Annotated in this window: 25 protein-coding genes; 20 read left to right on the forward strand and 5 right to left on the reverse strand. The window is 68.0% G+C overall.

Annotated features, from left to right (window positions below):
• Window positions 1–50: 50 nt before the first annotated feature.
• Both glnT and G6N67_RS15325 read right to left on the reverse strand, forming a co-directional pair.
• Entirely contained in the window at window positions 51–1,355 is a 1,305-nt protein-coding gene (glnT, locus tag G6N67_RS15320; RefSeq protein ID WP_036435276.1) for a type III glutamate--ammonia ligase, read from the reverse strand.
• A gap of 118 nt (window positions 1,356–1,473) precedes the next feature.
• Complete coding sequence (locus G6N67_RS15325) at window positions 1,474–2,718, reverse strand: ammonium transporter (protein WP_163642200.1); 1,245 nt, start codon at window positions 2,716–2,718, stop codon at window positions 1,474–1,476.
• 190 nt (window positions 2,719–2,908) lie between these two features.
• Here G6N67_RS15325 and G6N67_RS15330 point away from each other — a divergent pair, with 190 nt between their 5' ends.
• From G6N67_RS15330 to G6N67_RS15340, 3 genes are read left to right on the forward strand one after another with little or no spacing between them, the layout of a single operon-like run.
• Window positions 2,909–4,201, forward strand: coding sequence for a cytosine permease (locus G6N67_RS15330; RefSeq protein ID WP_036431663.1), 1,293 nt, complete (start codon window positions 2,909–2,911; stop codon window positions 4,199–4,201).
• Window positions 4,198–4,887, forward strand: coding sequence for a biuret amidohydrolase (gene biuH, locus G6N67_RS15335; RefSeq protein WP_036431664.1), 690 nt, complete (start codon window positions 4,198–4,200; stop codon window positions 4,885–4,887). The genes G6N67_RS15330 and biuH overlap by 4 nt, the downstream gene beginning before the upstream one ends.
• The gene (locus G6N67_RS15340) at window positions 4,884–5,606 is read left to right on the forward strand and encodes a GntR family transcriptional regulator (RefSeq protein ID WP_036431666.1); all 723 of its coding nucleotides are present in this window, start codon (window positions 4,884–4,886) and stop codon (window positions 5,604–5,606) included. Before biuH ends, G6N67_RS15340 begins: the two co-directional genes overlap by 4 nt.
• Before the next feature lie 23 nt (window positions 5,607–5,629).
• Here G6N67_RS15340 and G6N67_RS15345 read toward each other — a convergent pair whose 3' ends face one another.
• Entirely contained in the window at window positions 5,630–6,253 is a 624-nt protein-coding gene (locus tag G6N67_RS15345) for a nitroreductase family protein (RefSeq protein WP_036431668.1), read from the reverse strand.
• Between the two features lie 77 nt (window positions 6,254–6,330).
• On the opposite strand from G6N67_RS15345, the gene G6N67_RS15350 reads away from it, so the two are divergent.
• The 12 genes from G6N67_RS15350 (at window position 6,331) to egtE (ending at window position 17,530) form a co-directional block, all read left to right on the forward strand.
• Window positions 6,331–7,596 carry an aspartate kinase gene (locus G6N67_RS15350; RefSeq protein ID WP_036431670.1) on the forward strand — a complete coding sequence of 422 codons (1,266 nt, stop codon included), beginning with the start codon at window positions 6,331–6,333 and terminating at the stop codon, window positions 7,594–7,596.
• 4 nt (window positions 7,597–7,600) lie between these two features.
• Window positions 7,601–8,635 carry an aspartate-semialdehyde dehydrogenase gene (locus G6N67_RS15355; RefSeq protein WP_036431672.1) on the forward strand — a complete coding sequence of 345 codons (1,035 nt, stop codon included), beginning with the start codon at window positions 7,601–7,603 and terminating at the stop codon, window positions 8,633–8,635.
• 6 nt (window positions 8,636–8,641) lie between these two features.
• The gene (locus G6N67_RS15360) at window positions 8,642–9,766 is read left to right on the forward strand and encodes a DUF4185 domain-containing protein (RefSeq protein WP_163642203.1); all 1,125 of its coding nucleotides are present in this window, start codon (window positions 8,642–8,644) and stop codon (window positions 9,764–9,766) included.
• A gap of 71 nt (window positions 9,767–9,837) precedes the next feature.
• The gene (locus G6N67_RS15365) at window positions 9,838–10,272 is read left to right on the forward strand and encodes a hypothetical protein (RefSeq protein WP_081812632.1); all 435 of its coding nucleotides are present in this window, start codon (window positions 9,838–9,840) and stop codon (window positions 10,270–10,272) included.
• 50 nt (window positions 10,273–10,322) lie between these two features.
• Window positions 10,323–10,763 (forward strand): Fur family transcriptional regulator, encoded by a 441-nt coding sequence (locus tag G6N67_RS15370; protein ID WP_036431680.1) that lies wholly within the window; start codon window positions 10,323–10,325, stop codon window positions 10,761–10,763.
• A 112-nt stretch (window positions 10,764–10,875) separates the two neighbouring features.
• Window positions 10,876–11,391, forward strand: a complete 516-nt coding sequence (locus G6N67_RS15375; protein ID WP_036431683.1) for a hypothetical protein — start codon at window positions 10,876–10,878, stop codon at window positions 11,389–11,391.
• A 17-nt stretch (window positions 11,392–11,408) separates the two neighbouring features.
• Window positions 11,409–12,050: a sensor domain-containing protein gene (locus G6N67_RS15380; protein ID WP_179976828.1), complete on the forward strand. Its 642-nt coding sequence runs from the start codon at window positions 11,409–11,411 to the stop codon at window positions 12,048–12,050.
• A 175-nt stretch (window positions 12,051–12,225) separates the two neighbouring features.
• Entirely contained in the window at window positions 12,226–13,494 is a 1,269-nt protein-coding gene (gene egtA, locus G6N67_RS15385; RefSeq protein WP_036431689.1) for an ergothioneine biosynthesis glutamate--cysteine ligase EgtA, read from the forward strand.
• Window positions 13,491–14,765 carry an ergothioneine biosynthesis protein EgtB gene (egtB, locus tag G6N67_RS15390; protein ID WP_036431691.1) on the forward strand — a complete coding sequence of 425 codons (1,275 nt, stop codon included), beginning with the start codon at window positions 13,491–13,493 and terminating at the stop codon, window positions 14,763–14,765. The genes egtA and egtB overlap by 4 nt, the downstream gene beginning before the upstream one ends.
• Window positions 14,758–15,450, forward strand: a complete 693-nt coding sequence (gene egtC, locus G6N67_RS15395; protein WP_036431694.1) for an ergothioneine biosynthesis protein EgtC — start codon at window positions 14,758–14,760, stop codon at window positions 15,448–15,450. Before egtB ends, egtC begins: the two co-directional genes overlap by 8 nt.
• Window positions 15,447–16,412 carry an L-histidine N(alpha)-methyltransferase gene (gene egtD, locus G6N67_RS15400; RefSeq protein ID WP_036431695.1) on the forward strand — a complete coding sequence of 322 codons (966 nt, stop codon included), beginning with the start codon at window positions 15,447–15,449 and terminating at the stop codon, window positions 16,410–16,412. Before egtC ends, egtD begins: the two co-directional genes overlap by 4 nt.
• Window positions 16,409–17,530, forward strand: a complete 1,122-nt coding sequence (gene egtE / locus G6N67_RS15405; protein WP_036431697.1) for an ergothioneine biosynthesis PLP-dependent enzyme EgtE — start codon at window positions 16,409–16,411, stop codon at window positions 17,528–17,530. The genes egtD and egtE overlap by 4 nt, the downstream gene beginning before the upstream one ends.
• A 61-nt stretch (window positions 17,531–17,591) precedes the next feature.
• Here the strand turns inward: egtE and G6N67_RS15410 are convergent, their stop codons facing one another.
• Window positions 17,592–18,944 (reverse strand): HNH endonuclease signature motif containing protein, encoded by a 1,353-nt coding sequence (locus G6N67_RS15410; RefSeq protein WP_036431699.1) that lies wholly within the window; start codon window positions 18,942–18,944, stop codon window positions 17,592–17,594.
• A gap of 486 nt (window positions 18,945–19,430) precedes the next feature.
• Between G6N67_RS15410 and G6N67_RS15415 the strand changes: the two genes are divergently transcribed.
• The gene (locus tag G6N67_RS15415) at window positions 19,431–19,724 is read left to right on the forward strand and encodes a CDGP domain-containing protein (RefSeq protein ID WP_036431701.1); all 294 of its coding nucleotides are present in this window, start codon (window positions 19,431–19,433) and stop codon (window positions 19,722–19,724) included.
• Window position 19,725: 1 nt separating this feature from the next.
• On the opposite strand, the gene G6N67_RS15420 is transcribed toward G6N67_RS15415, so the two are convergent.
• Window positions 19,726–20,403: a TetR/AcrR family transcriptional regulator gene (locus G6N67_RS15420; protein ID WP_131524660.1), complete on the reverse strand. Its 678-nt coding sequence runs from the start codon at window positions 20,401–20,403 to the stop codon at window positions 19,726–19,728.
• 64 nt (window positions 20,404–20,467) lie between these two features.
• On the opposite strand from G6N67_RS15420, the gene G6N67_RS15425 reads away from it, so the two are divergent.
• The 4 genes from G6N67_RS15425 to madC all read left to right on the forward strand — a co-directional run bounded on the left by G6N67_RS15425 (window position 20,468) and on the right by madC (window position 25,671).
• On the forward strand, window positions 20,468–21,859 hold the full coding sequence (locus G6N67_RS15425; RefSeq protein ID WP_036431705.1) for a flavin monoamine oxidase family protein: 1,392 nt from the start codon (window positions 20,468–20,470) through the stop codon (window positions 21,857–21,859).
• Window positions 21,860–21,990: 131 nt separating this feature from the next.
• Window positions 21,991–23,262: an NDMA-dependent methanol dehydrogenase gene (mdo, locus tag G6N67_RS15430; protein WP_036435285.1), complete on the forward strand. Its 1,272-nt coding sequence runs from the start codon at window positions 21,991–21,993 to the stop codon at window positions 23,260–23,262.
• A complete protein-coding gene (locus G6N67_RS15435; protein WP_036431709.1) occupies window positions 23,240–24,208 on the forward strand; it encodes a MadB family AAA-type ATPase in 969 nt (322 codons plus the stop codon). Before mdo ends, G6N67_RS15435 begins: the two co-directional genes overlap by 23 nt.
• Window positions 24,205–25,671, forward strand: coding sequence for a MadC family VWA domain-containing protein (madC, locus tag G6N67_RS15440; protein WP_036431712.1), 1,467 nt, complete (start codon window positions 24,205–24,207; stop codon window positions 25,669–25,671). The genes G6N67_RS15435 and madC overlap by 4 nt, the downstream gene beginning before the upstream one ends.
• The last annotated feature ends 43 nt before the right edge of the window (window positions 25,672–25,714 follow it).

A 25,714-nucleotide genomic window follows, 5' to 3' on the forward strand; every position in this document is an offset into this window, starting at 1 on the left:
CTTCTTCGGCAAACCACGCGCCGAAACCCGGTTTCCCGCCGACGATGACCTCAGAAAGCGGTCAGGTACGAATCGATCTCCCAGGACGTGACCGCGCTGTGGTAGGCGAAGAACTCCTCGCGTTTGATGCCGGCGAAGTAAGCCGACACGCCATCGCCTGCGACGTCGAGCACGCCGGTGACCACGGGGTCGGCCTCCAGCGCGTCGACGGCGTGCAGCAGGGTCGCCGGCAGAACCGAACTACCCTGCGCGCCGACCTGTCCGGGATCCGCACTGCGCTTGATGCCGTCCAGCCCGGCGCCCAGCGCCGCCGCGATGGCCAGGTACGGGTTGGCGGCGCCGTCGCCGCCGCGCAGCTCGATCCGCTGGTTGTCGGGCACCCGGATGTAGTGCGTGCGGTCGTTACCTCCGTAGCTCGGTTTGCGTGGTGCCCATGAGGCGCCCGACGCCGTCGAGGTGGCGCCGGTCCGCTTGTAGGAGTTGACGGTTGGGGCGATCACGGACTGCAGCGCGCACGCGTGATCGAGGATGCCGCCGATGAACGAGTACGCCGTGCCGGACAGGCCCAGGCCGCGCGCGTCGGTAGCGGCCGGGAAGACGGGGGCCCCGCCGCTGGTCAGTGACAGGTGCAGGTGCAGCCCGCTGCCGGTGCGGTCGGCGAACGGTTTGGGCATGAAGGTCGCGATCATGCCGCGCTCGGCGGCGATCGTCGACAGCAGGTACCGCAGGGTGATCACGCGGTCAGCGGTGACCAGCGCCTCGGCGAACTGGAAGTTCTGCTCGAACTGGCCGTTGCCGTCCTCGTGATCGTTGGCGTAGTTGGACCAGCCCAGGGTGTTCATCGCCGTGGAGATCGCGGTCAGATGCTCGTACATGCGGGTGACGCCGCGGGCGTCGTAGCACGGCTGGGCCGCCGTGTCGTGCGCGTCGGCGGTGACGAGTGCGCCATCGGTGTCGCGGCGCAGCAGGAAGTACTCGACCTCGGCGCCGACCCAGGGTTCGAATCCGGCGTCGGCGGCCTGCTGGATCAGGCCCTTGAGGATGACCCGCGGCGCGTAGGGCCACGGTTGCCCGTTGACGTGCGGATCGCAGTGCACGAGGGCCAGGCCGGGTTTGATGAACGGTATCGGGGTGAACGAGTCCGGATCGGGGATCGCGACCAGGTCGGGATCCTTGGGTTCCTGCCCCATGGCGCCCGCGGCGTACCCGGCGAAGCCGACGCCCTCGGTGGCCAGCTGCTCGATTGCTTCGACGGGAACCAGTTTGGCGCAAGGCTTTCCGCGCAGGTCGACGAACAGCGCGAGGATGAACGTGGTGCCGGACTGTTCGGCGAGGGCAGCAAGATCGGTGGACATGGTGACCAGCACTTTCGTCTCTTAGTGAGAATCTACGTATCGCGAGAGGAAACTTTGGTGAGCCGAGAAAACCCCGGACCGGTCGTCGGGAATCGGCGACCGGGCCGGGGTTCGGGGATCAGGCGAATTCGAGCTCGTAGGCCGAATCGCGGTGGAACTTGGTGTCGATTCCCTGCTCTTCGTCCTCGGGCGATATGCGGATGCCCATGGTCTTCTTGAGCACGTAGGCGATCGCGTAGGCAACGACGAAAGAGTAGATCATCACGGCGCCCGCCGCGACGGCTTGGCGCCACAGTTGATCGAAGCCGCCGCCGTAGAACAGGCCGCTGACCGCGTTGGGCATGCCTTCACTCGCGAAGAAACCGATCAGCAGCGTGCCGACGACACCACCGACCAGGTGGACGCCGACGACGTCGAGCGAGTCGTCGTAGCCGAACTTCTCTTTGAGCCCCACGGCATACACGCACACCGCCCCGGCGATCCCGCCGACGAAGATCGCGCCGACCGGCGTGACCGCACCGCACGCGGGCGTGATGGCGACCAGGCCCGTGATGGCGCCGGACGCCGCGCCGACACCGGTGACGTGGCCGGTCTTGACCTTCTCGACCGCCAGCCAGGCCAGCACCGCCGCACAGGTCGCGACGAATGTCGTGACCATGACGATCGCGGCCGAATTGCCTGCGGCCAAAGCGGATCCGCCGTTGAACGCGTACCAGCCGGCCCACAGCAGGCCCGCTCCCAGCAGGGTCAACGGCACGTTGTGCGGCTTGCGCAGCTGGCCGAACATGGCCGACTTGATGGCGACGGCCAGGGCGGCCGCGCCCGCGTTGATGTGCACGGCGGTGCCGCCCGCGAAGTCGATCGCGTGCAGCTTGTTGGCGATCCAGCCGCCGACCGAGTTCTCGGTCACCACACCGTCGAACGCGAAGACCCAGTGCGCGACCGGGAAGTAGACGAGAATGGCCCACACCGCCGCGAAGACCATCCACGCGCCGAACTTCATCCGGTCGGCGACCGCACCGGAGATCAGCGCGACGGTGATGGCCGCGAACAATGCCTGGAAGATCGAGAACAAACTGACCGGGAGTCCCTTGACCGTGGTCATCGGCTCGAGAAGGTTTGTCATCCCGGCGAATTCGGTGAAGCTGCCGATGAAACCACCGTAGGACGTGCCGAACACCATCGAGAACCCGAAGAGCACCCAGAGCAGACCCACGACGGCGACCGCGCCGAACGTCATCATCATCATGTTGGTCGAGCTCTTGACCGAGACCATGCCGCCGTAGAACAGCGCGAGCCCGGGAATCATCAGGGTGAGCCCGATGATGCAACACAACATGAATGCTGTGGTTCCTGTATCCATACACATCTCCTGCAGGGTGGGCGGCCCGATCGGGCCGGTCCCTGGCAGTTGACGACGCTTCTGTTACGTGAATCGGCTCTGCATGTTGCGGTCGCGTAAACGTCGACTGCCCGACGCCGTGAGCACCCCGTAACGGAACGTTCATCGAGTGAAACGCCGGGGAAATTCGTATACCGCACCGTATACAGCCATGGATACAGCGCGCGCGGGCCTCGGCGAAGAGTACGAAAGCGAACCTGTTCCGGCTTCTGCGCGAAAATCGCTGTTCGCGGTGTCGGCGGTGTGGGTCGGCTTCCCGATGATCATGACCTCGGCTGTGTTTGCCGGCATCGTGGTCTACAACCTGGGCTTCGCGACCGGAATGGCCGCGATCCTCGTCGGCGACCTCATCCTGGCGGCCTACGTGGGCACGCTGAGCTTTCTGGCCGGCCGGACCGGAAAGAACTTCGCGCTGACCGCCGCGGACACCTTCGGCGCCAAAGGGTTCCGCATCGTGTCGGCCTTCCTGTCGGCATTGGTCATCGGCTGGTTCGCGTTTCAGACCGGCATGGTGGGCTCGACGCTGCACCTCTCGATGGGATGGAGCGCGCCGTGGATCACGCTGTTGGCGGGCGTGCTGTTCGTGGCCCTGACGTTTGTCGGAATCCGGGCGATCTCGTGGATCGGTGTGGTGGCCTCGGCTCTGTTCATCCCGCTCGGCGTGGTCGCGGTGGTACTGGCAGCATCGGCGGACGGTTTGGGTTCGGCGCTGTCTTACGGCGGTGGAGCCGGGGCCGGCGCGTTCAGCTTCGGCGTCGCGGTGACGATGGTCTTCGCATGCTTCGCCGACTCAGGAACGATGACCGCTGATTTCACGCGGTGGGCCCGCAACGGCAAAGAGGGTGCCCTGGCGGCATTCGCGGCATTTCCGGTCGCCTATCTCATCGCTCAAGTGGTCGGTGCGCTCGTCGTGGCCTTGGGTGCGGCGGCTGCGGCCGACACCGCGGGCGGGGACTTCCTGCACGTTCTGGTGAGCGCAGGGGGAGTCCTGGTGCCGCTGGCGATCATCTTCGTGTTCGTCAACCTCGGCAGCGTGTGCGCGCACTGCCTGTACAACGGGGCCGTCGGCTTCGGCAACATCACTGGAAAGACCATGCGGCAGCTGACGATCGTGCTCGGCATCATCGGAACCATCGCCGCGGTCGCGGGAATTTGGTCCTACTTCGCGACCTGGCTGAACATCCTGGGTGTCCTCGTTCCGCCGATCGGTATCGTGCTCATCCTCGACCAATTGGTGTTCGCGCACCGGCGCGTAACCGCGGCGATGCACTGGAAGCCGTTCGCGGCGTGGGGGATCGGCGCTGCGGCTGCGCTGGGGACGCACCTCTACGCGCCTCAGCTGTCCGATGCGGTGGTGGCGATGGTCGTCGGTGGTCTCGCGTTCACCGTACTGACCTACCTGCCGGCCCGTGTCACGCGCACCGCCCTGGCGGCGGAAGCATGAGCATCACCATCGCCGCCAATCCCTACGTCTGGCCATACGACGGTGACATTGCGCGTGGCCGAACCGCATTGATAAACATCGACTGGCAGGTCGACTTCTGCGGCGAAGGTGGCTACGTCGACACCATGGGTTACGACCTGTCGCTGGTGCGCACCCCGCTCGGTCCTGCGCAGGAGGTTCTCGCGGCGGCCCGCGCGGCCGGTCTGTTCATCATCCATACGCGCGAGGGACACCGGCCCGATCTGTCCGACCTGCCGGCCAACAAGCGATGGCGCTCGGCTCAGATCGGCGCCGAGATCGGATCGCCGGGACCGTGCGGCCGCATTCTGACCCGCGGCGAGCCGGGCTGGCAGCTGGTGCCCGAGATGGCGCCACTCCCAGGGGAACCCGTCATCGACAAACCCGGCAAAGGCAGCTTCTACGCGACCGACCTCGACCTGATTCTGCGTCGGAGCGGCATCACTCACATCATCTTCACGGGCATCACCACCGACGTGTGCGTGCACACCACGATGCGTGACGCCAACGACCGCGGCTACGAGTGCCTCGCCGTGTCCGATGCCACCGGCGCGACCGACTACGCCAATCATGTTGCGGCGCTGAACATGATCACCATGCAGGGCGGGGTGTTCGGGGCGCACGCGACGAGCGTCGACGTCGTGACGGCGCTGAAAGGCCTGACGTGACCGGGGTCAAGGTCGACGAGCCGGTGTCGCAGCGCGACCGCGTGTACCTGGACCTCGGCAAGAAGCTCATGGTCGGCGAGATCGACGACCGCACCAGGCTCGTCGAGTCGCAGCTGTGCGAGACGCTCAACGTGAGTCGTACACCGTTGCGGGAAGCATTGGTGCGGTTGCACGCCGACGGCATGCTGGAACGTCGCGCTGACGGCTACTACCCGGTGGCGCTCGACATCGCCGGGGTCCGCGACCTCTACGAGCTGCGCATCACCATTGAACTGCGCGGCATCGCCCGAATTCTGGAGACCGACCAATTGCGGTACGACAAGACCGCATTGGCGAACGTACGTGCCGAGTGGGCGGCACTGGAAGCTGATCCGCCTCCTCCTGACGGCGACATGGTCCTGCTCGACGAATCCTTCCATATCGCCCTGTGCGCGGCCTCCGGCAACCGGGCGATGGTGGCGGCGCTCGACAACATCAACCGGCGGATCCGGCTCATCCGTATGTACGACTTCGTCACCGAGGAACGTGTGGCGGCGACCATCGCCGAACATCTGCAGATTGTGGATCTGCTGCTCGACGATCAACTCGACGCCGGCCGCGCGGCGCTGCACGAACACGTCGGCGCCAGCTTCGAAGTCGTCGAGCGTCGCGCTGTACGGGCGTTGACCGCGCGAGCGCTCGGACAGTCGGTCACGTCGCTCGACACGATGTGGCGGTAACTCGGCACCAACTGATGGACGCTCTAACCCAGTGGTCGGCCCCAGCGACCGCCGAAGGCGATGTCCTCGAGCGGCAGCCGTTCGCGCGGGCGACCGTCCCGCTCGATGATCGCTTCGTCGGAGGAGGAACCCAGTGTGCCCACCGCGACGATCGCGAGCGGCCGTACGCGGTCCGGGATGGCGAACGCCTCACGCGCCGCGTTGGCGTCGAACCCCGCCATCGGATGCACGACCAGGCCGCGCGAAACGGCCTCGACCGTGAGATTGGCGATCGCCGCCCCGGCATCGACGCCGGAATACCGCGCCGTCCGCTCGTCGTCGCCCTCGTCGGCGCACACCAGGATCAGTGCGCTCGCGGCGTGCGCGTAGCTGTTGCCGCGTTTGAGGGTCGCGGCGAGCGTCGTGAAGGTGTCGGCACCGCGGACGTGAGGAGCAGAGTCGGCACCGCGGAGGCCGACCACGAAGCGCACCGGTTGGCGGTGCCCCCACGTCGCGGCCCAGCGGGCGGCTTCGAGCAAGGCGGTGAGGTCGCCGTCGGCGAGGACCGCGTCGGGGTCGAACGCGCGCGGGCTCCAGCGAGCGGCGAGGTCGGGATGGATCGGCACGCTGGTGGAGGCCAGCCGACTTGAGTCGGGCACGTCGGCCAAGCTACCGGCGGACAAAACCGCGTGCGCGTCTCCCTTATCCTTGATGGGACTCAACACCCGCCCCGGAAGGTTTGACAGTGGCGCTCGTCGTACAGAAATACGGCGGATCCTCGGTATCGGATGCCGAGCGGATCCGACGCGTCGCCGAGCGCATCGTGGAAACCAAGAAGGCGGGCAACGACGTCGTCGTGGTCGTGTCCGCCATGGGCGACACCACCGACGACCTGCTGGACCTGGCCCGCCAGGTGTCCCCGGCGCCCCCGGCGCGCGAGATGGACATGCTGCTCACGGCCGGTGAGCGCATCTCCAACGCGCTGGTCGCCATGGCCATCGAGTCCCTCGGTGCGCAGGCCCGCTCGTTCACCGGCTCGCAGGCCGGCGTGATCACCACCGGTACGCACGGCAACGCCAAGATCATCGACGTCACCCCCGGCCGGCTGCGCGATGCGCTCGACGAGGGCCAGATCGTGCTGGTCGCCGGCTTCCAGGGCGTGAGCCAGGACAGCAAGGACGTCACCACGCTCGGCCGCGGCGGCTCGGACACCACCGCCGTCGCCCTGGCCGCGGCGCTGGACGCCGACGTCTGCGAGATCTACACCGACGTCGACGGCATCTTCACGGCCGACCCGCGCATCGTGCCCAACGCGCGCCACCTGGACACCGTCTCCTTCGAGGAGATGCTGGAGATGGCGGCCTGCGGCGCCAAGGTCTTGATGCTGCGCTGCGTCGAATACGCCCGTCGGTACAACGTTCCGATCCATGTGCGCTCGTCGTACTCGGACAAGCCCGGCACCATCGTCAAAGGATCGATCGAGGACATCCCCATGGAAGACGCCATCCTGACCGGAGTAGCCCACGACCGCAGCGAGGCCAAGGTCACCGTGGTGGCGCTGCCCGACGTGCCCGGCTACGCCGCCAAGGTGTTCCGCGCGGTCGCCGAGGCCGACGTCAACATCGACATGGTGCTGCAGAACATCTCCAAGATCGAGGACGGCAAGACCGACATCACGTTCACGTGCTCGCGCGAGAGCGGGCCGGGTGCGGTCGAGAAGCTGACCGCGCTCAAGGAGGAGATCGGCTTCAGCCAGGTGCTCTACGACGACCACATCGGCAAGGTGTCACTGGTCGGCGCGGGCATGCGCAGCCATCCGGGTGTGACCGCGACGTTCTGTGAGGCGCTGGCCGAGGTCGGTGTCAACATCGACCTGATCTCCACCTCCGAGATCCGCATCTCGGTGCTGGTCAAGGACACCGAGCTGGACAAGGCCGTCGCCGCACTGCACGAGGCGTTCGGCCTCGGCGGCGAGGACGAGGCCGTCGTGTACGGCGGAACGGGACGGTAGGCAGATGGTCAACATCGGTGTGGTCGGCGCGACCGGCCAGGTCGGCCAGGTCATGCGCGCGCTGCTGGAGGAGCGGGACTTCCCGGCCAGCTCCGTGCGGTTCTTTGCGTCCGCGCGGTCCGAAGGCAAGAAGTTGACGTTCCGCGGTCAGGAGATCGAGGTCGAGAACAGCGAGACCGCCGACCCGTCCGGGCTGGACATCGCGCTGTTCTCGGCGGGCGCCACGATGTCGCGCGTGCAGGCCCCGCGGTTCGCCGCGGCCGGCGCCGTCGTCGTCGACAACTCGTCGGCCTGGCGCAAGGATCCCGACGTTCCGCTCGTGGTCTCCGAGGTCAACTTCACCCGAGATGCCGGGACACGGCCCAAGGGCATCATCGCCAACCCGAACTGCACCACCATGGCCGCGATGCCGGTGCTCAAGGTGCTCCACGAAGAGGCCGGCCTGACCCGCCTGATCGTGTCGAGCTACCAGGCAGTCTCGGGCAGCGGTCTGGCCGGCGTCGAGGAGCTCGCGTCGCAGACGCGCGCGGTGGTGGACGGTGCCGAGGCGCTCGTGCACGACGGATCGGCCCTGGAGTATCCCGAGCCGGTGAAATACGTTGCGCCCATTGCGTTCAACGTCGTCCCGCTGGCCGGATCGCTCGTCGACGACGGCTCCGGCGAGACCGACGAGGACCAGAAGCTGCGCAACGAGAGCCGCAAGATCCTCGGCATCCCGGACCTTCTGGTGAGCGGCACGTGCGTGCGGGTTCCGGTGTTCACCGGGCACTCGCTGTCGATCAACGCCGAGTTCGCCCAGCCGCTTTCGGTTGAGCGCGCCAAGGAACTGCTGGCCGATGCGCCGGGCGTCAAGCTGGTCGACGTGCCGACGCCGCTTGCGGCCGCCGGGGTCGACGAGTCCCTCGTCGGCCGGATCCGCCAGGATCCGGGGGTGCCCGACGGACGTGGTCTCGCCCTGTTCGTGTCGGGCGACAACCTGCGAAAAGGTGCGGCGCTGAACACCATTCAGATCGCCGAACTGCTGGCCGCCGAGCTCTGACGGCGGGTGTCGCCGGCCCGCAGATTCGCCGCCGTCGCGGTCGCCGTGGCGTTGTGGCAGGCGCCCGCCGCGCATGCCAACCCGCCCTGGCCGTTTCCCGAGCCGACGCTTCCGCCGCTGGCCCCCGGCCAGGTGACCCTGATCGGGCCCGCTGCCGGAACCGGAACCCCTACGGGGGATTACGGCATCGGCGCGACCGACCTGTGTGAGTTCATGGAATTCCCGAGCCGCGTGCTGCAGGTCTGCGGCGACAGCTTCGCCGGTCAGGCCGTGGGATTCGGCGGCTGGTATTCGCCGATAGCACTGCATGTCGACCCCGATTCGATCGACGATCCGGCGGGCATCCGCTACGACGGTGTCACCGGTGGCGGCGTGGGCACGCCGCTGCTGGCCGACAAGACCCCGCCCGGCAGCTCGCAGCTGCCCGCGGGCGTGGTCTCCATCAACCGCGACAACTACATCATGGTGAGCACCACCAAAAACCTCGTCCCGCAGGACTCGCGGTTGGTGAAAGCCGATGCCTCCCGGGGCAATTGGCAGACCGTGCCCGGCTCGGTGCGGCCCGCGAACTACCAGGGCGGCGGCCAGTCGCAGATCAGTGGCTATTACGACCCCGTGCCGACGGCCGAGTCGCAGAGCGGCTGGGTGTACATCGTCGCCAACAACTTCGACCGCAGCGGGCCGGTGTTCCTGTACCGCGTGACGCCGCAGGCCTTCACCGATCGCTCTGCCTGGCAGGGCTGGTCGTCGTCAGGCGGTTGGGGCAAGCCGCCGACCGCGCTGTGGGGCGACCGGGTCGGCGAGATGAGCATCAAGCAGATCGACGGCAAGCCCGTGCTGTCGTACTTCAACGCGAGCAACGGCAACATGGAGGTGCGGGTCGCCTACGACCCGACGGGCCTGGGCACCGCGCCCGTCACGACCGTGGTCTTCGCGGGCGAATGGCCCGATCCCGTGGATTCGCTGCCGGACGACAACCGGCTCGCGCAGCCGTACGGCGGGTACATCTCCCCGGGATCCACGCTCGACGCGGTCCGGGTGTTCATCAGCCAGTGGAACACCACGCCGCGCGGCGGCACGCCGTACCGGGTCATCCAGTACGCGGTGAACCCGTTCAAGCCGTGGGAATAGCCGCTCCTTTCACAGCTGATTCATAGCGCATTCTTGATCACCACCTGAGTACGGCTCGCATGCTCAGGAACATGACAGATACACCGTCCTCGTCCGAGCCCGCCACCACGCCGGTGGCCACTTCCGAACCGGTCGCGGCTGCGCCGGTCACGCCGCCGGTCACGCAACAGCCCGTCGTCCAGGAGCCACGCCGGCCGAGCCGGCTCATGCAGACCGCGGCCTGGGTGGGGATCACCGCGGGCATCGTCTTCATCGTCGCCGTGGTGTTCGGCACGGGCTTCTTCCTCGGTGCCCATTCCGACGGCGGCCATCCTCGCGGCGGCGGCGGGTTCCACGACCGGCCCGGCATGATGATGTTCCACCGCGGCGGCCCGCCTCCGATGGGGCAGCTCGGTCCGGGCATGTTCGGCCCGGGTGGTCCCGACTTCGGTCCCGGTGGGCCCGGCTTCCGCCCGCCTGCCGAGCGTCCGGAGGCGCCGTCGACCGCCGCGCCGGCACGACCGTGATCACGCCCACTTTCTTTTGACTCATTCCAGAAAGGGCGCATACTGGAACCGTGACCGCGGTGCATGACCACGACCCCAGGGCCCGATTGCGGGCCGTGGGGCTACGGGTCACGGCACCGCGGGTCGCGGTGCTCGAGGCGCTCGCCGCCGAACCACATTCGACTGCAGATGATGTGGCCGGCCGCGTGCGACAAACCCTCGGCTCGGTGTCGACCCAAGCCGTTTACGACGTACTGCGGGCCTGCGTCAACGCGGGCCTGGTGCGGCGCATCGAGCCGGCAGGCTCGTCGGCCCGCTACGAGACCCGGGCCACCGACAACCATCACCACCTGGTGTGCCGGGTGTGCGGCCGGGTGGCCGACGTCGACTGCGCGGTGGGGCACGCTCCGTGCCTGGAACCGTCCGAACTCGCGGGCTTCACGGTCGACGAAGCCGAAGTCGTGTTCTGGGGCGTGTGCCCGGAATGCCAGGCCGCGAACAGCACCGCCTAGACCACATCTGCAGCCCGATGGACGCCCCGGTCGCCGTTACGACGACCGGGGCGCCTGCATTTTTGTCCCAACCGCTGGCCGCCCGGCGCCCGGCGTGAGATTCTCGCTAACCATGACGCGGAATCGGGGGCTCGTTGTCGCGCTTGTCGCGGCGCTGGGTGTGATGACCGGTTGCGCCGCCACCGGGCCACACCGCGGCACCGCCCCGGTGTTCGCCGTCGGCGACTGCGTCAGCGTGCCCGTGCCGGAGCCGTCGGAGCCCGCGCCGGTGCAGGCCGCCAAGGTGGCCTGCAGCGAGGATCCGAGCTACACCGTCGGTGCGATCGCCTCGGAGGAAGGGCAGTGCCCGAGTTCGGAGTACCAGCATCTGGCCGCGAAGCTGGCCGATCCGGCGACGGCCCGGCTGTGCCTGGTGCCCAACCTCGTCGCCGACCATTGCTACGAGATGGGCGTTCCGATGGGTGTGGTCGAGCTGGCCAATTGCGCTGATCGCGGCCAGGGTGTGCTGGTGCAGGTGACACAGCGGCTCGACGTCCGGGACCAGTCCGCGTGCCCCACCGAATCCGGCCATTTCGCATGGCCGTACCCGTCGCCGGCCCGGACCTATTGCACTCGCACCGTGTACTGAATGGCATCATCAAGGTCATGCGTGCCGTGACTGTGGGTCTCGGGGTGGCCGGTCTAGCGCTTGCCCTCGCGGCACCCGCCGGTGCCCGTCCGTCCGACCCGGGTGTGGTGTCCTACGCGGTGCTGCCGAAGGGTTCGGTCGGCAACATCGTGGGCGCCCCGATGACGTGGGAATCGGAATCCAACGATCCGTTCCAGGCCTTCTCCGTGGAAAACCCGGTGTGCAACAACTGGGCCGACATCGGACTGCCCGAGGTGTACAACGATCCCGACCTGGCGTCGTTCAACTCGGCCACCACCCAGACCTCGGCCAACGACCAGAACCATTACGTCAAGCAGGCGGTCGGGGTTTTCGCCGACGGCGACGCCGCCGACCGCGCGTTCCACCGGGTCGTCGACCGCACCGTGGGCTGTTCGGGGCAGACCACCCCGATGCATCTGGACAATTTCGTCACCCAGGTGTGGACCTTCACCGGAGGGCCCGCGAGTGCGACCGACGCCGACTGGGTCAAGCAGGAGGCCGGTACCGACCGCCGCTGCTTCAACACCACCCGCAAACGCGAGAATGTCCTGCTACAGGCCAAGGTGTGCCAGTCTGGCAACGGCGGCCCCGCGGTCAACGTGCTGGCGGGCGCAATGCAGAACAGCCTGGGTCAGTAGCAGCCGCAGGCTGTGGTCGGGCCGCAGTTCGGGTATCCGTCACCAACGCGTCATCACTGAAAACGGGAATTTGTCGGTCCTCTCTGGAAGATAGATGGGGAAGTGGCGGCCAGACGGCCGCCGTGCCGCCAACCAGAAGGATCGGCGCCGGTCCGGACTGGGAGGGATACACGCCATGACCCTGCCCATGCGCTCACGCCCGCGCGAGCCTGCCCTAGGAGAGTTCACCAGCGCCGCCCAAGCCGCCGAGTACATCGGCAGTCACTGCCTGCAGGCCGGTCCGGTGGGACGGGTGGGTCTGGAGATCGAAGCACACTGCTTCGACCTGACGGACCCGATGCGCCGTCCCGGCTGGGAGGAGTTGTCCGACGCCATCGCGAGCGTGCCCGCGCTGCCGGGCGGCAGCCGCATCACGGTCGAACCCGGCGGTGCCGTCGAGCTGTCCGGCCCACCGGCCGACGCGGCTCCGGAGGCCATCATCGGGCTGCTGGCCGACCGGGCGGCGCTGCGGGCGGCCTTCGCGCGGCGGGGTCTCGGGTTGGTGCTGCTCGGCACCGACCCGCTGCGGCCCACGCAGCGCGTCAACCCCGGTCCCCGCTACCAGGCCATGGAGCGCTTCTTCGCGGCCAGCGGCACCGCAGAGGCGGGCGCCGCGATGATGACGGCGACGGCCTCGGTTCAGGTCAACCTCGACGCGGGCCCGCAGGAGGGCTGGGCCGAGCGGGTGAAGCTCGCACATGCATTGGGCCCCACCATGATTGCCGTGACCGCCAACTCGCCGCTGCTGGGCGCCCGGTTCACCGGCTGGAACTCGACGCGCCAGTGGGTGTGGGGCCAGCTCGACTCGGCGCGCTGCGGGCCGATCCTCGGCGGCGACGACGACCCGGCCAGCGACTGGGCGCGGTACGCGCTGCGGGCCCCCGTCATGCTCGTTCATGCGCCCGAGGCGCTGCCCGTGACCAATTGGGTTCCGTTCGCCGATTGGGCCGACGGACGGGCGGTGCTGGGTGGGCGCCGGCCGACCGAAGCGGACCTCGACTACCACCTGACGACACTGTTCCCGCCGGTGCGGCCGCGCCGATGGTTGGAGATCCGCTATCTCGACAGCGTGCCCGACGCGCTGTGGCCCGCGGTGGTGTTCACCCTCACGACGCTGCTCGACGACTCCGATGCGACCGCGACAGCCACCGAGGCCACGGCGCCGGTGGCCGATGCGTGGGACCGGGCCGCCCGGGTCGGCCTCGCCGACCGGCGTCTGCACGCCGCCGCGGTCACGTGTGTGCAGGCCGCGGCCGAACGGGCCCCGGCCGAACTCGCGGAATCGATGGGGCAATTGGTGCGTTCGGTCGAACAGGGCCGCAGTCCGGCCGACGACTTCGCCGACCGGGTGGTGGCTCACGGAATCGCCCCCGCTGTGCGGCAACTGGCGGAAGGTGAGCTGTGAGCACACGCGAGACCTTGGCCCGCGAACTCATCCGGGCCCGCGAGCGCACGCTGCGCCTGGTCGACTTCGACGACGCCGAGCTGCATCGTCAATACGACCCGCTGATGAGCCCGCTGGTGTGGGATCTGGCGCACATCGGCCAGCAGGAAGAACTGTGGCTGTTGCGCGGCGGCAACCCCGACCGGCCCGGCATGCTGACGCCCGAGGTGGACCGGCTGTATGACGCGTTCGTGCATTCGCGCGCGAGCCGAGTCAGCCTGCCGCTGCTGCCGCCGGCCGACGCCCGCGCGTACTGCGCCACCGTGCGCTCCAAAGCCCTGGACGCCCTCGACGCGCTGCCGGCCGATGACGCCGGGTTCAACTTCGGGTTGGTGATCAGCCACGAGAACCAGCACGACGAAACCATGCTGCAGGCCCTGAACCTGCGGAAGGGCCCCGCGCTGCTGGACGCCGGAGCGTCGCTGCCCACCGGACGTCCCGGCGTGGCCGGCACGTCGGTGCTGGTTCCGGGCGGCCCGTTCACGCTCGGGGTCGACGCACTCGCCGAACCTCATTCGTTGGACAACGAGCGTCCGGCCCACACCGTCGACGTGCCGTCGTTCCGGATCGGCCGCGTCCCGGTCACCAACGCCGAATGGCGTGACTTCATCGACGACGGCGGATATCAGCAGTCGCGCTGGTGGTCCGAACGGGGCTGGGCGCACCGGCAGGAGGCCGGCCTGGTCGCGCCGCAGTTCTGGAACCCCGACGGCTCGCGCGTGCGGTTCGGGCACGTCGAGCCGATCCCGGCCGACGAACCTGTCCAGCACGTCACGTTCTTCGAAGCCGAGGCGTTCGCCGCGTGGGCCGGAGCGCGGCTGCCCACGGAGATCGAATGGGAGAAGGCGGCCGCGTGGGATCCGGTTGCGGGTGCCCGCCGCCGATTCCCTTGGGGCACTGCGGAACCTGATCGCCGACTGGCCAACCTGGGGGGCGACGCACTGCGGCCCGCGCCCGTCGGCGCCTATCCCGCGGGCGCATCGGCCTATGGCGCCGAGCAGATGCTGGGTGACGTCTGGGAATGGACGACGTCGCCACTGCGGCCGTGGCCCGGCTTCACCCCGATGGTCTACGACCGCTACACCGAGCCGTTCTTCGACGGTGACTACCGGGTGCTGCGGGGCGGATCGTGGGCCGTTGCGCCAGGCATCCTGCGGCCGAGCTTCCGCAACTGGGACCACCCCATTCGGCGGCAGATCTTCTCCGGCGTCCGGTTGGCATGGGATGTGTAGGCATCTGGGCTGGCTCGGAGCGCCGCGGTCGGTGGCCGCGTTGATGCTCGACCCACCGCAGAGCCTGTTGGTGCAGTCCTATGCGCCACGACGGCAGAAGCACGGCTTGATGAACGCCGACGGTTGGGGCGCAGGCTTTTTCGACGACGGTGTGCCCAGGCGTTGGCGCAGCGACAAGCCGCTGTGGGGTGACGCGTCGTTCGCGTCGGTCGCGCCGGCCCTTCGCAGTGGTTGCGTGGTCGCCGCGGTGCGCTCGGCGACCATCGGGATGCCGATCGAGCCGTCGGCGTCGGCGCCGTTCAGCGACGGGCAGTGGCTGTTGTCGCACAACGGCGTGGTCGACCGCGCGGTGCTGCCGCTTTCGGCGCTCGCAGAATCTACCGTGGACAGCGCGTTGCTGGCGGCGCTGATCTTCTCCAGGGGCCTCGACGCGTTGGGTGACACTGTCGCCGAGGTAGGCGCATCGGATCCGAACGCGCGGCTGAACATCCTGGCGGCCAACGGTTCCTGCCTTCTGGCCACCACCTGGGGCGATACCCTGTCGATGCTGCGTTGCGACGACGGCGTGGTGCTCGCCAGTGAACCCTACGATGACGATCCCGCCTGGCAGGACATCCCCGACCGGCACCTGGTGACGGTGCGCGACGGTCACGTCGAGCTCACCCCCATGAAAGGCACGCCATGACGTTCACGCTGTCGAACTACCTCGCGGCCGATTCCGCGGCCGCCGCGCTGCGTCGCGATGTGCGCGACGGTCTGACCAAGACGCCGAAAGAGTTGCCGCCCAAGTGGTTCTACGACTCGGTGGGCAGCGACCTGTTCGACCAGATCACGCGGCTGCCCGAGTACTACCCGACCCGCACCGAGGCCCAGATCCTGCGGGACCGTTCCGCTGAGATCGCCGCGGCCGCCGGCGCAGACACGCTCGTGGAGCTGGGCAGCGGCACGTCGGAGAAGACGCGGATGCTGCTCGATGCCATGCGCGACGGCGGTCAGCTGCGCCGGTTCATCCCGTTCGACGTCGATGCCGGGGTGCTGCAGGCCGCGGGCAAGGCCATCGGCCGTGAATACTCCGGCATCGAGATCGACGCGGTATGTGGTGATTTCGAGGAACATCTCGGCAAGATCCCGCGGGTCGGCCGGCGGTTGGTGATCTTCCTCGGCTCGACCATCGGCAACCTGACGCCTGGCCCCCGCGCGGAGTTCCTGGAAACCCTCGCCGACACGCTGCAACCCGGCGACAGCCTGCTGCTGGGCACCGATCTGGTGAAGGACACCGGCCGGTTGGTCCGCGCGTACGACGACAGTGCCGGTGTCACGGCGGAATTCAACCGCAACGTGCTGGCCGTGGTGAACCGTGAGCTCGACGCCGACTTCGACCTCGGGGCCTTCGAGCACGTGGCGCGCTGGAACGACACCGAGGAGCGCATCGAGATGTGGCTGAGGGCCCGCAGCGCCCAGCGGGTCAGGGTCGCGGCGCTCGACCTCGATGTTGCGTACGCGGCGGGAGAAGAGATGCTCACCGAGGTGTCGTGCAAGTTCCGTTCCGATGGCGTGGCCGCGGAGTTGGCGAAAGCCGGTCTGCGGCAGACGCATTGGTGGACTGACGCCGCCGGCGACTTCGGCCTGACGCTGGCGGTGAAATGAGTCTCGCCCAGCAGTGGCGGGATGCCCGCCCTAAGGTCGCCGGCCTGCACTTCGACAGCGGCGCGTGCTCACGGCAGAGCTTCGCGGTGATCGACGCGACCGCGACCCACGCGCGTCACGAGGCCGAGGTGGGCGGCTATGTCGCGGCCGACGCCGCGGCCCCCGTGCTCGATGCGGGGCGTGCCGCGGTGGCCGCACTGACCGGCCTCGCCGCGTCCGACGTCATCTACACGTCCGGTTCGGGCCACGCTCTCGAGTTGCTGCTCGGCAGCTGGGTGGGAGAGCGGACGCTGGCATGCCTGCCGGGCGAGTTCGGCCCGAACCTGGCGATCATGGCGGCCAACGGTTTTCAGGTGCGTGCCCTGCCCGTCGACTCCGACGGCCGGTTGGTCGTCGACGATGCCGCACGTGCGCTCGCCGCTGATCCCCCGGCGCTGGTGCACCTGACCGCGCTGGCCAGCCAGCGGGGTGTCGCCCAGCCGCTGGCCGAGATCGTCGCGGTGTGCCGCGCGGAAGGTATCCCGATCGTGGTGGACGCCGCCCAGGCGCTCGGGCATCTGGACTGCAACGTCGAACCCGACGCGGTGTACTCGTCGTCGCGCAAATGGATCGCCGGGCCGCGCGGCGTCGGCGTGCTGGCAATCCGCCCGGAGCTGGCGTCACGGCTGGAACCGCCTGTGCCGCCCGCGGACTGGGGGGTGCCGATGTCCGTCTTGGAGAAACTCGCGCAGGGCGAGCACAACGAGGCGGCCCGGATCGGCTACTCGGTTGCGCTCGGTGAGCACCTGGCCGCGGGCCCCGAGGCCGTGCGCGCGAGGCTGGCCGAGGTCGGGCGGCTGTCGCGGCAGGTGCTCGCCGATACGTCCGGCTGGCGCGTCGTCGAGCCGGCCGACGAGCCGACCGCGATCACCACGCTCGAGCCGACCGACGGTGCCGATCCGGTTTCGGTGCGGGCGTGGCTTATCGCCGAACGCGGAATCGTTACCACGGCATGCGAACTCGCCCGAGCGCCCTTTGAGATGACCAAGCCCGTGCTCCGCATCTCGCCGCATGTCGACACTACTGCCGAGGATCTCGACCAGTTCGCCGGAGCCTTGCGCGACGCGTCGAATCGGTAGCCCCGCCCCGTGTCCGCGGGTTTCACTGTGGAGTTGTCAAGGTGCGTTAGTGGGTTGGTGGTTATGCGGCGGTGGGCATCGAGGTCAGAGTGCGTCGGGCGTGTGAGCGCAGGTGTGGCGGTTCGGGCCCGGCCCGGTCATATGGCGGAATGAACCAGGGGTGGCGATCAGCGCCGAGATAGACCTGCCAGTCACTGTGGTGAATCATGGTGTGGTGACACCGGCAGAACAGCACGCCGTTGTCGACACAGGTGGATCCCTCTGCACCCCAAGGTTTTATGTGGTGGGCATCGCACCAGGACACGGGTCTGCCGCAGCCGGGGAAGGCGCAGCCGCGGTCGCGTATCGCCAACGCTTTGCGGATGTGCGGCGGGAATAATCGTTCACTGCGACCTACATCCAGCGGTGCACCGTCGGAGTCAACCAGAACGTTTCCCGTGGTGCTGTCACACGCAATGAGGTCGGCGGTGACACTGCTGATCGGCCCGGTGTACCCGAGCATGTCCACCCCCTTCCCGGCACCGAACACCCCTCCGTCCGTGGGCGTCATCGTGGCGGTCGCGGGCCGGATCAGGGTGACGTGCGGGAGGACTCCGCCGGAGGTGGGGCGCCGCGAACCGGACAGATAGGTGCGCACCAGTTGTCCGAACGCATCGGCGCGACGCTGCTGCGTCGAGCGGGGATCGGGTGACCCGTCGGGCAGTGGGACCGGCCGGCACAACGGGTCCAGTGCGGCGAACAGTTCTTCCCCGGTGAGTGCATCCAGATCCAGGGTGGCGTTGACTCGTCCTTCGTCGTTCTGGTGCAGGGTCATCTCGTTGAGGTCGGTGTTTTCCGCGACCGGCACCCCCTGCTCATCCGGGGATGGTCCGGCGGCGGTGTGGGCGATCGCGATCTCGCGGGCCTTCTTACCCACCCCTGCGGGCGTGGTCTGGATCATCAACGTGCGCACCACCTGCGCCCGTTCCTGATCGGATAGTTCGCCCCGGCGGTTGATGTGCTTGACACCTTTACCGACCGCGTCGACGAAGTCGATACCGAGTGCCCCGAGGCGTTGCTGAGCGGTGAGCGTGGGCAGGGTGTGCGCGGCCCGCCCGACTCGGGCGGCTTGGTACGCCGCGGCGGGGGACACCCCGAGATCGGTCAACAACTGCGCCCCCGAACGTAGACGCTTGCGTGTCGGGATTCCGGCACGCTCGGCGGCGGCGACCGCCTGGGCGATCACATAATCGAACAGATTGCGTGCGGTGACCGCGGCGGCCAGTACCGCTAACAGTGGCCCGTCATCGAGCACCCGGCGGGGACTGTCCAACAGATGACACAGCCGGCGATCCGCGTCCTCGTCGGGTGCCGGTGACGGGACTAGGTCATCGATGAGCGCATTGATGACGGTGTTCAGGTAGGTAGCGTCCATGACAGATACCCAAGCTTTCAACAAAGTCGCGCACGTAGGCGCGGCTCAACAAACAATTGGCTCTGACAATCCCGAGCCTCCCCGGGAACCTGTCGAGCCAGCAGTGACGTGGCGCGGGCGAAGCCCCTCACGTGCCCTTGCGGGGAGGACTTCTATTCGAACTTATGTTCGATTCTACGTGACGTAGCGACCTCTCGCAAGAGTTATCTCTCAGGACATCGGTGACAGTTCTGCCTTCAGTCGCGGATGGCCACCAAAGCTGCAATCACTGTGTCGGACAGGGTAATTGCTGAACACGGCGTTCCGCTCCGGCAATGGGACCGAGCTGAACTGTGGAAGTGATCACCGGGGTCAAGCCCACGACTGGCAACCCTGCCGCCACCGGACACGGGCCCGGTGAACCGCCCTTCTGTTATTCGGATACTGGTTGCACCTGAGTAGGCGCGGTAGCGTCATGGGCATCCGCGGATGTGACGGGAGAATCCCATGAAACTCTGCATCGTCGGAGGGGTGGTCGCGGTGTTGCTGGCTGGAGGTCTGATTGCCTCGGCGCCGCCAGCCAGCGCCGGCTGTCAGTACGGTGGACCTGTCATCAGCAAGTGCGACGGGCCCGTCCAGCCCGACGGCACCTGGCAGCGGTGCATCGGTGTTTACAGCTATGTACCCAGCGGGCTCAGCTCGCATCTGGTGCCCGTCAAGCGCTGCGATCTGATGGGGCCCGGTCACGACTATCCCGGGGACTTCGTCTTCGCCGACCCTCCGGTGCACATCAACGACTGATCTACGGCTTCAGGTTGCCGATGACGACGGCCAGCCCAGCGCCGAACCGCTGCCGCGCATCACCGCCGGAATGGGCCGCGAAGAACTGCGCGGCTGTCCCGGTATCGCGGCCGTGCAGCGACTCCAGCTCTGCCACCTTCGACGCCGACAGGTCGGCGAACGGCTGGCCGGCCTGTAGCCACGCGGCCTCGGCCGTGGCGGCGCCGAGCACGTAGTAGTAGACGGCCGATATGGCCGCGGCGAGCGAGTCGCCACGGAATCCCGCGCCGGACAGCACATCCACGATCGACGAGAAGTGGTCGACAGCAGCGGGCCCGATCGGCGGCTTGCTGCCCAGTAACGCAGGTGCCCACGGATGCCGTAGAAGCGCCTCGAACATGCTGTGGGAGAGCGCTTTCAAGTTGTCGCGCCAACTCCGGCCCCCAGCGTGCACGGCCGCCTCGGCGAAAACGCCGTCGAGTGCGTATTCGAGCACGTCGTCTTTCGTGGCGACGTAGCCATACAGGGTCATCGGTGCGGTGCCGAGTCGGGTGGCCAGCTTGCGCATGCTCAGCCCGGCGATCCCGTCGGAGTCCATGAGCGCCACGGCGGCCGCGACGATCTGATCGCGATGCAGCGATTGGTTGCGCTGCTTCTTGGCCGGACGCAGCCACACCGATTCCGATGATGCGGTACCCACGGGGGCTAGCGTACCTGCATTCGTACGTTGTACGTTGAATTACGTACAGCGTACGGAGGATGGTATGAACGAACACAAAGTCATCGTGATCGGCGCCGGGTTGTCGGGACTGGCTGCGGCGACCACATTGGTGGATGCGGGCTTCGCGTCGGTGACGGTGCTCGAGGCCGGCCCCCACGTCGGTGGGCGAACCCGCACCAGCACGGCCGGCGACACGACGATCGACGACGGCGCCACGCTGGCCTACCCGCAACACCGGCACGTTCTCGGGCTTGCCGACCGCTTCGGGGTCGACATGTTCGAGAGCGGGACGCAGGGACGCTTCCAATACCTGTTCGACGGCACGGCTCGATCACTCACCGCCGGGCGTATCCCGAACACGCGGCTGCTGACCGCACCGTTGCTGCGGCCGGTGGTCCGTGGCGCGCTGAGGCTGATCGAGCGGTGGCTGCCGATGTCGGCCGACGACGTCGTGCAGCTGCTGGAGGCCGTCCAGGAACTGGACCAATTGGCTGCGTCGGTCCCTGCTCAGCGCCCGTGGTCGGCGCCTCAGGCGCAAACCCTGGACCAGCGCACCGTCCAATCGTGGGTCGACGACGCCGTGCGACCCGGGCCTGCACGGCACCTACTCGCCTCACTCTTCGGGTACTTCCCGCCGACCACCTCGCTGCTGTTCGCCCTGCACGTCTTCAATACCTGGGGTGGGATCGGTGCGCTGCTGGCCAGCCAGGGCGGTGTGCTGCGGTTCGCGGACGGAGCGCAAGCGCTGCCCCTCGCTCTCGCGGCCGCCCTGGGCGACCGGGTCATCCTCAATTCGCCCGTCACCGCGATCGAGCAGTCGGCGAACCGCGTCAGCGTGCACGCGGGCGGCACGACGTACGACGCCGACCACGTCATCGTCGCCGTCGGCCCGGCGGCCTACCGCGGTATCGAATTCCGTCCGGCGCTGTCGCCGCAGCGCATCCGGCTGCAGAAGGCCTGGCAACCGGTGCACGGCCGCAAGGTCAACGTTGTCTACGACAAGCCGTTCTGGCGCGCCGACAACCTCTCCGGCTCGGCGCTGACCGATCGCGAAGCCGCACCGGGCGTGCTCGATGCCTCGCCGCCGGACGGCTCGCACGGTGTGCTCGCGTGCTACGGCACCGACGACACCACGGCCGTGCAGGATCCCGAGAGCCGAAAGGCCGCGGTGCTGACCACCTTCGCCGACCTGTTCGGCGCGCAAGCGCTTGAACCCCTGCACTATTCGGAAAAGCGGTGGATCTACGAACCGTTCCACTTCGGCTGCGAGGGCGGCCTCTCGGTAGGCGCGCTGACGGCGGCGCGTGAAACCCTCAAAGAACCCGTCGGCCGGCTGCACTGGGCCGGAGTCGAAACCGCCGACGAGTGGCTCGGTTTCATGGACGGCGCGGTCCAGGCCGGGCAGCGTGCTGCGAGTGAAGTGATCCGGAGCTAGCCCCTGTGCCGGTGGGACGACCTACCCGATCGGAGAGTTCTGGTGTGCCGGTCGGCGGGTAGTGCTCCCGAATCGTTGTGACGCGCGCCACCAAGGTTCACGGTGGTGTCACACGACAGAAGGAGCATCCAATGGCCATTGAGCTGAACCAGATTTGGGACTTCCCCATCAAGGAGTTCCATCCGTTCCCGCGGGCACTGCTCGGCGTGGGCGCGCACGACATCATCGGCGTCGAGGCCAAGAACCTGGGTTTCAAGCGCACCCTGCTGATGACGACGGGCCTGCGTGGCTCGGGCATCATCGAGGAGCTCACCGGCAAGATCGAATACCAGGGCGTCGAGGTCGTGCTCTACGACAAGGTGGAGTCAAACCCCAAGGACTACAACGTCATGGAGGCCGCCGCGCTCTACCAGCAGGAGCGCTGCGACAGCATCATCTCGATCGGCGGCGGATCAAGCCATGACGCCGCCAAGGGGGCGCGCGTCGTCATCGCCCACGACGGCCGCAACATCAACGAGTTCGAGGGCTTCGCGAAGTCGACCAACAAGCAGAACCCGCCCCACATTGCGGTATCCACCACGGCCGGAACGGGTTCGGAGACCTCGTGGGCCTACGTCATCACCGACACGTCCGACATGGAGCATCCACACAAGTGGGTCGGCTTCGACGAGGCCACCATCGTGACCCTCGCGATCGACGACCCGCTGCTGTACTACACGTGCCCCCAGCACTTCACCGCCTACTGCGGATTCGACGTGCTGGCCCACGGCAGCGAGCCCTACGTGTCGCGGCTGGACTTCGCGCCGTCGCTCGGAAACGCCTTGTACTCGGTCGAACTCGTGGCCAAGCACCTGCGGGAGGCGGTGTTCGAGCCGCGCAACCTCAAGGCCCGCGAAGGCATGATGAACGCGCAATACATCGCAGGCCAGGCCTTCAACTCGGGCGGCCTGGGCATCGTGCACTCGATCAGCCACGCCGTCAGTGCCTTCTTCGACAGCCACCACGGCCTCAACAACGCGATCGCGCTGCCCCGCGTGTGGGAGTACAACCTGCCGTCCCGCTATGAGCGCTACGCGCAGTTGGCCACCGCGATGGGCGTCGACACCCGCAACATGACCACGGTGCAGGCCGCCGACGCCGCGGTCGAGGCCGCGATCCGGCTGTCGCAGGACGTCGGCATCCCGGACAACTTCTCCCAGGTGCGTGTTGACTCGTATGACAAGAACCGCATGAACACCGGCAAGTACGCCGGTAAGGGCGAGGTGATCAAGGGCGACGACAAGAGCGTGCTTGCCATCTCCGAGCACATCCAGGGTGACTGGTGCACGCCCGGTAACCCCCGCGAGGTCACGGTCGACTCGATGATTCCGGTGGTCGGACATGCAATTAATGGCACTTACTGATCCGGTTGGGTTCGACAGTCCCGCAGCGCTTTCCGAAGCGCTGCGGGAGCAGGACTACATCGCCGATCAGGATCTGGCCACTGTCGTGCACCTGGCCACGGCGCTGGACCGGCCCCTGCTCCTGGAGGGGCCGGCCGGTGTCGGCAAGACCGAACTCGCCAAGGCGCTCGCGGCGGCGGGCGGCAGGCGGCTGATCCGGCTGCAATGCTACGAGGGCCTCGACGACAACCGCGTGCTCTACGAATGGGACTACGCCAAGCAGTTGCTGCACGTACAGATGCTGCGGGATCGGATGAGCGACGTCCACGAGATCGCCGAGGGCCTCTACACCGAGGAGTTCCTGTCGGTGCGGCCGCTGCTGGAAGCGGTGTTGTCGGAACAGCCGGTCGTGCTGCTGATCGACGAAGTCGACCGCACCGAGGAGGCGATGGAGGCGCTGCTGCTCGAGGTGCTCGCCGAACGGCAGATCACCATCCCCGAGATCGGCACGTTCGTCGCCCGCACGGTCCCATGGGTTGTGTTGACCTCCAACGACACCCGGGAGCTGTCGGCCGCGCTCAAGCGCCGCTGCCTGCATTACCACCTGGATTTCCCGACGCCGCAACGCGAACGGGAGATCGTCGGGGTGCGGGCACCACACGTCGAGCCGTCGGTCGTGGCCGATGTCGTCGAGTTGGCGCGGACCTTGCGGGAACTGCCGCTGCGCAAGAGCCCCTCGATCTCGGAAGTGATCGACGGTGCCAGGGCCGCGGCGATTCTCGGCCGCGACGTATCGCAGCCGTTGCTGCTTTCGGCGCTCGTGAAATTCACCAGCGACCGTGACATCGCGCTGCGCCACCTCACCGAACCGATCGCTGTCACAACAGAAAAGGAACGCGTCACCGTCGCGGCCCGGCCGGCCAACACCACCACCGCGGTATTCCGTGGGCGGGGCGGCCGGCAGTGACACCGTCGCAGACCCTCGACATCGTGGCGGCGATGTTCGGATCGCTGCTGCGCCGCGCCGGGGTCGCGACATCCCCGGCCGAGGTGATCGAGGTGCGTCGCGTCCTGGGTCTGCTGGGTGCGCGCGACCTGACAGTCCTGCGGGCGGCGCTGCGTGCGACGTGCGCGAAATACGGTCGGGAACAACAGGGATTCGACCGTGCCTTCGACGCGATGTTCGGCGTGGCCCAGGTCGAATCGAGAAGCGGCGAGACCCGCGCGCACTCGGGCGCGGGCCTGCCCGATGAGCTGGACATCGACGAGGACCAGGAGATCGGAAAGTATGCCGAGTACAACGAACGTGCGGCCGAGGTCGGCGATCACTTCGACACCCCCGATGCCGACAAGGGCTTCAACCCGCACAAGGACGACGACGATTTCAGTGTGACCGGTGGCGACAGCCAGTTGTCGGTGTCGGCCGAGACCGACATCGGCAGGCGCGGCGTGCGCTACACCGTCGAGGTGGATCGGGCCGCGTCGAATGTGGCCGGGCAGCTGGCGGATTCGGTGTCTTCGGTGGTGTCGGGAACCCTGAGTTGGGACGATCCCGATTCGATCCTGGCCTGGCTCGACGCGTACGACCCGAGCAGCTATGGCACTGACGACGAGCCGCTGACCGCCGAGCAACTGAGGCAGCTCAGCCAGGCGGTCGAGAAGTTCGTCGCGGCGCTGGCCGAACGCGCGGGGCTGACGGCCGAGCCCGACGGGCCCGTCGGCACCCCGGGTCTGGCCGCCGACATCGACCTGGCGTGCCACGAGGTGCTGCGGCGGATGCGGGGCGCGCCTCGGGTACGTCCCGGCCGTCGGGGCCGGCTCGACATCCGTCGTACGACGCGCGCGAGCCTGCGCACCGACGGTGTCCCGTTCCATCTCGTGATGCGCACACCCCTGCCGGACCGCGTGCGGCTGCTGGTGATCGCCGACGTGTCGCTGTCGGTCCGCCCGGTCACGGCATTCACACTGCGGCTGGCGCAGGCCATGCACCGGCGCGCTCACCGCTGCCGCGTGATGGCCTTCGTCGACCGCCCCGTCGACGTCACCGAGATCCTGCTGCGCTCCGGTGGAGACGACGCGCTTGCTGCGGTCCTCGCCGAGGCACAGCTCGACCTGCAGGCCAGCAGCGATTACGGGCAGGTGTTCGACGACATGCTGCGGGGGCAGGCCGACGCCCTGGATTCGCGGACCGCGGTGCTGATCGTCGGGGACGGCCGCAGCGGGGGGCTTCCGCCCGGTGTCGAGCAGCTGCGCGCGCTGCGGCGTCGCGTACACCGGCTGGCGTGGGTCACCCCGGAACCGCAGCGCTACTGGCGCCAGGCCACGTGCGCGATGCCGCAGTATGCGCAGGTATGCGATCACGTTGTGGTGGCAAGCGATGCCGAGCAGCTGACGGCGCACGCCGCGGAACTTGCCCACGCCCTTTCGTGATACCTGCCCGATCGGGTAGGTGACCACCTGTCCACCTGCAGAT

Source organism: Mycolicibacterium mageritense, from assembly GCF_010727475.1.
Taxonomy (GTDB): domain Bacteria; phylum Actinomycetota; class Actinomycetes; order Mycobacteriales; family Mycobacteriaceae; genus Mycobacterium; species Mycobacterium mageritense.

Bases quoted from the DNA above. Each gene is read 5' to 3' on its own strand.
- G6N67_RS15380 (WP_179976828.1), top strand. From the start codon at position 11,409: ATGCGTGCCGTGACTGTGGGTCTCGGGGTGGCCGGTCTAGCGCTTGCC.
- G6N67_RS15425 (WP_036431705.1), top strand. From the start codon at position 20,468: ATGAACGAACACAAAGTCATCGTGATCGGCGCCGGGTTGTCGGGACTG.
- egtA (WP_036431689.1), top strand. From the start codon at position 12,226: ATGACCCTGCCCATGCGCTCACGCCCGCGCGAGCCTGCCCTAGGAGAG.
- biuH (WP_036431664.1), top strand. From the start codon at position 4,198: ATGAGCATCACCATCGCCGCCAATCCCTACGTCTGGCCATACGACGGT.
- glnT (WP_036435276.1), bottom strand. From the start codon at position 1,355: ATGTCCACCGATCTTGCTGCCCTCGCCGAACAGTCCGGCACCACGTTC.
- G6N67_RS15410 (WP_036431699.1), bottom strand. From the start codon at position 18,944: ATGGACGCTACCTACCTGAACACCGTCATCAATGCGCTCATCGATGAC.
- egtE (WP_036431697.1), top strand. From the start codon at position 16,409: ATGAGTCTCGCCCAGCAGTGGCGGGATGCCCGCCCTAAGGTCGCCGGC.
- G6N67_RS15330 (WP_036431663.1), top strand. From the start codon at position 2,909: ATGGATACAGCGCGCGCGGGCCTCGGCGAAGAGTACGAAAGCGAACCT.
- G6N67_RS15355 (WP_036431672.1), top strand. From the start codon at position 7,601: ATGGTCAACATCGGTGTGGTCGGCGCGACCGGCCAGGTCGGCCAGGTC.
- G6N67_RS15365 (WP_081812632.1), top strand. From the start codon at position 9,838: ATGACAGATACACCGTCCTCGTCCGAGCCCGCCACCACGCCGGTGGCC.
- egtC (WP_036431694.1), top strand. From the start codon at position 14,758: ATGTGTAGGCATCTGGGCTGGCTCGGAGCGCCGCGGTCGGTGGCCGCG.
- G6N67_RS15415 (WP_036431701.1), top strand. From the start codon at position 19,431: ATGAAACTCTGCATCGTCGGAGGGGTGGTCGCGGTGTTGCTGGCTGGA.
- G6N67_RS15375 (WP_036431683.1), top strand. From the start codon at position 10,876: ATGACGCGGAATCGGGGGCTCGTTGTCGCGCTTGTCGCGGCGCTGGGT.
- G6N67_RS15325 (WP_163642200.1), bottom strand. From the start codon at position 2,718: ATGGATACAGGAACCACAGCATTCATGTTGTGTTGCATCATCGGGCTC.
- egtD (WP_036431695.1), top strand. From the start codon at position 15,447: ATGACGTTCACGCTGTCGAACTACCTCGCGGCCGATTCCGCGGCCGCC.
- mdo (WP_036435285.1), top strand. From the start codon at position 21,991: ATGGCCATTGAGCTGAACCAGATTTGGGACTTCCCCATCAAGGAGTTC.
- G6N67_RS15435 (WP_036431709.1), top strand. From the start codon at position 23,240: ATGCAATTAATGGCACTTACTGATCCGGTTGGGTTCGACAGTCCCGCA.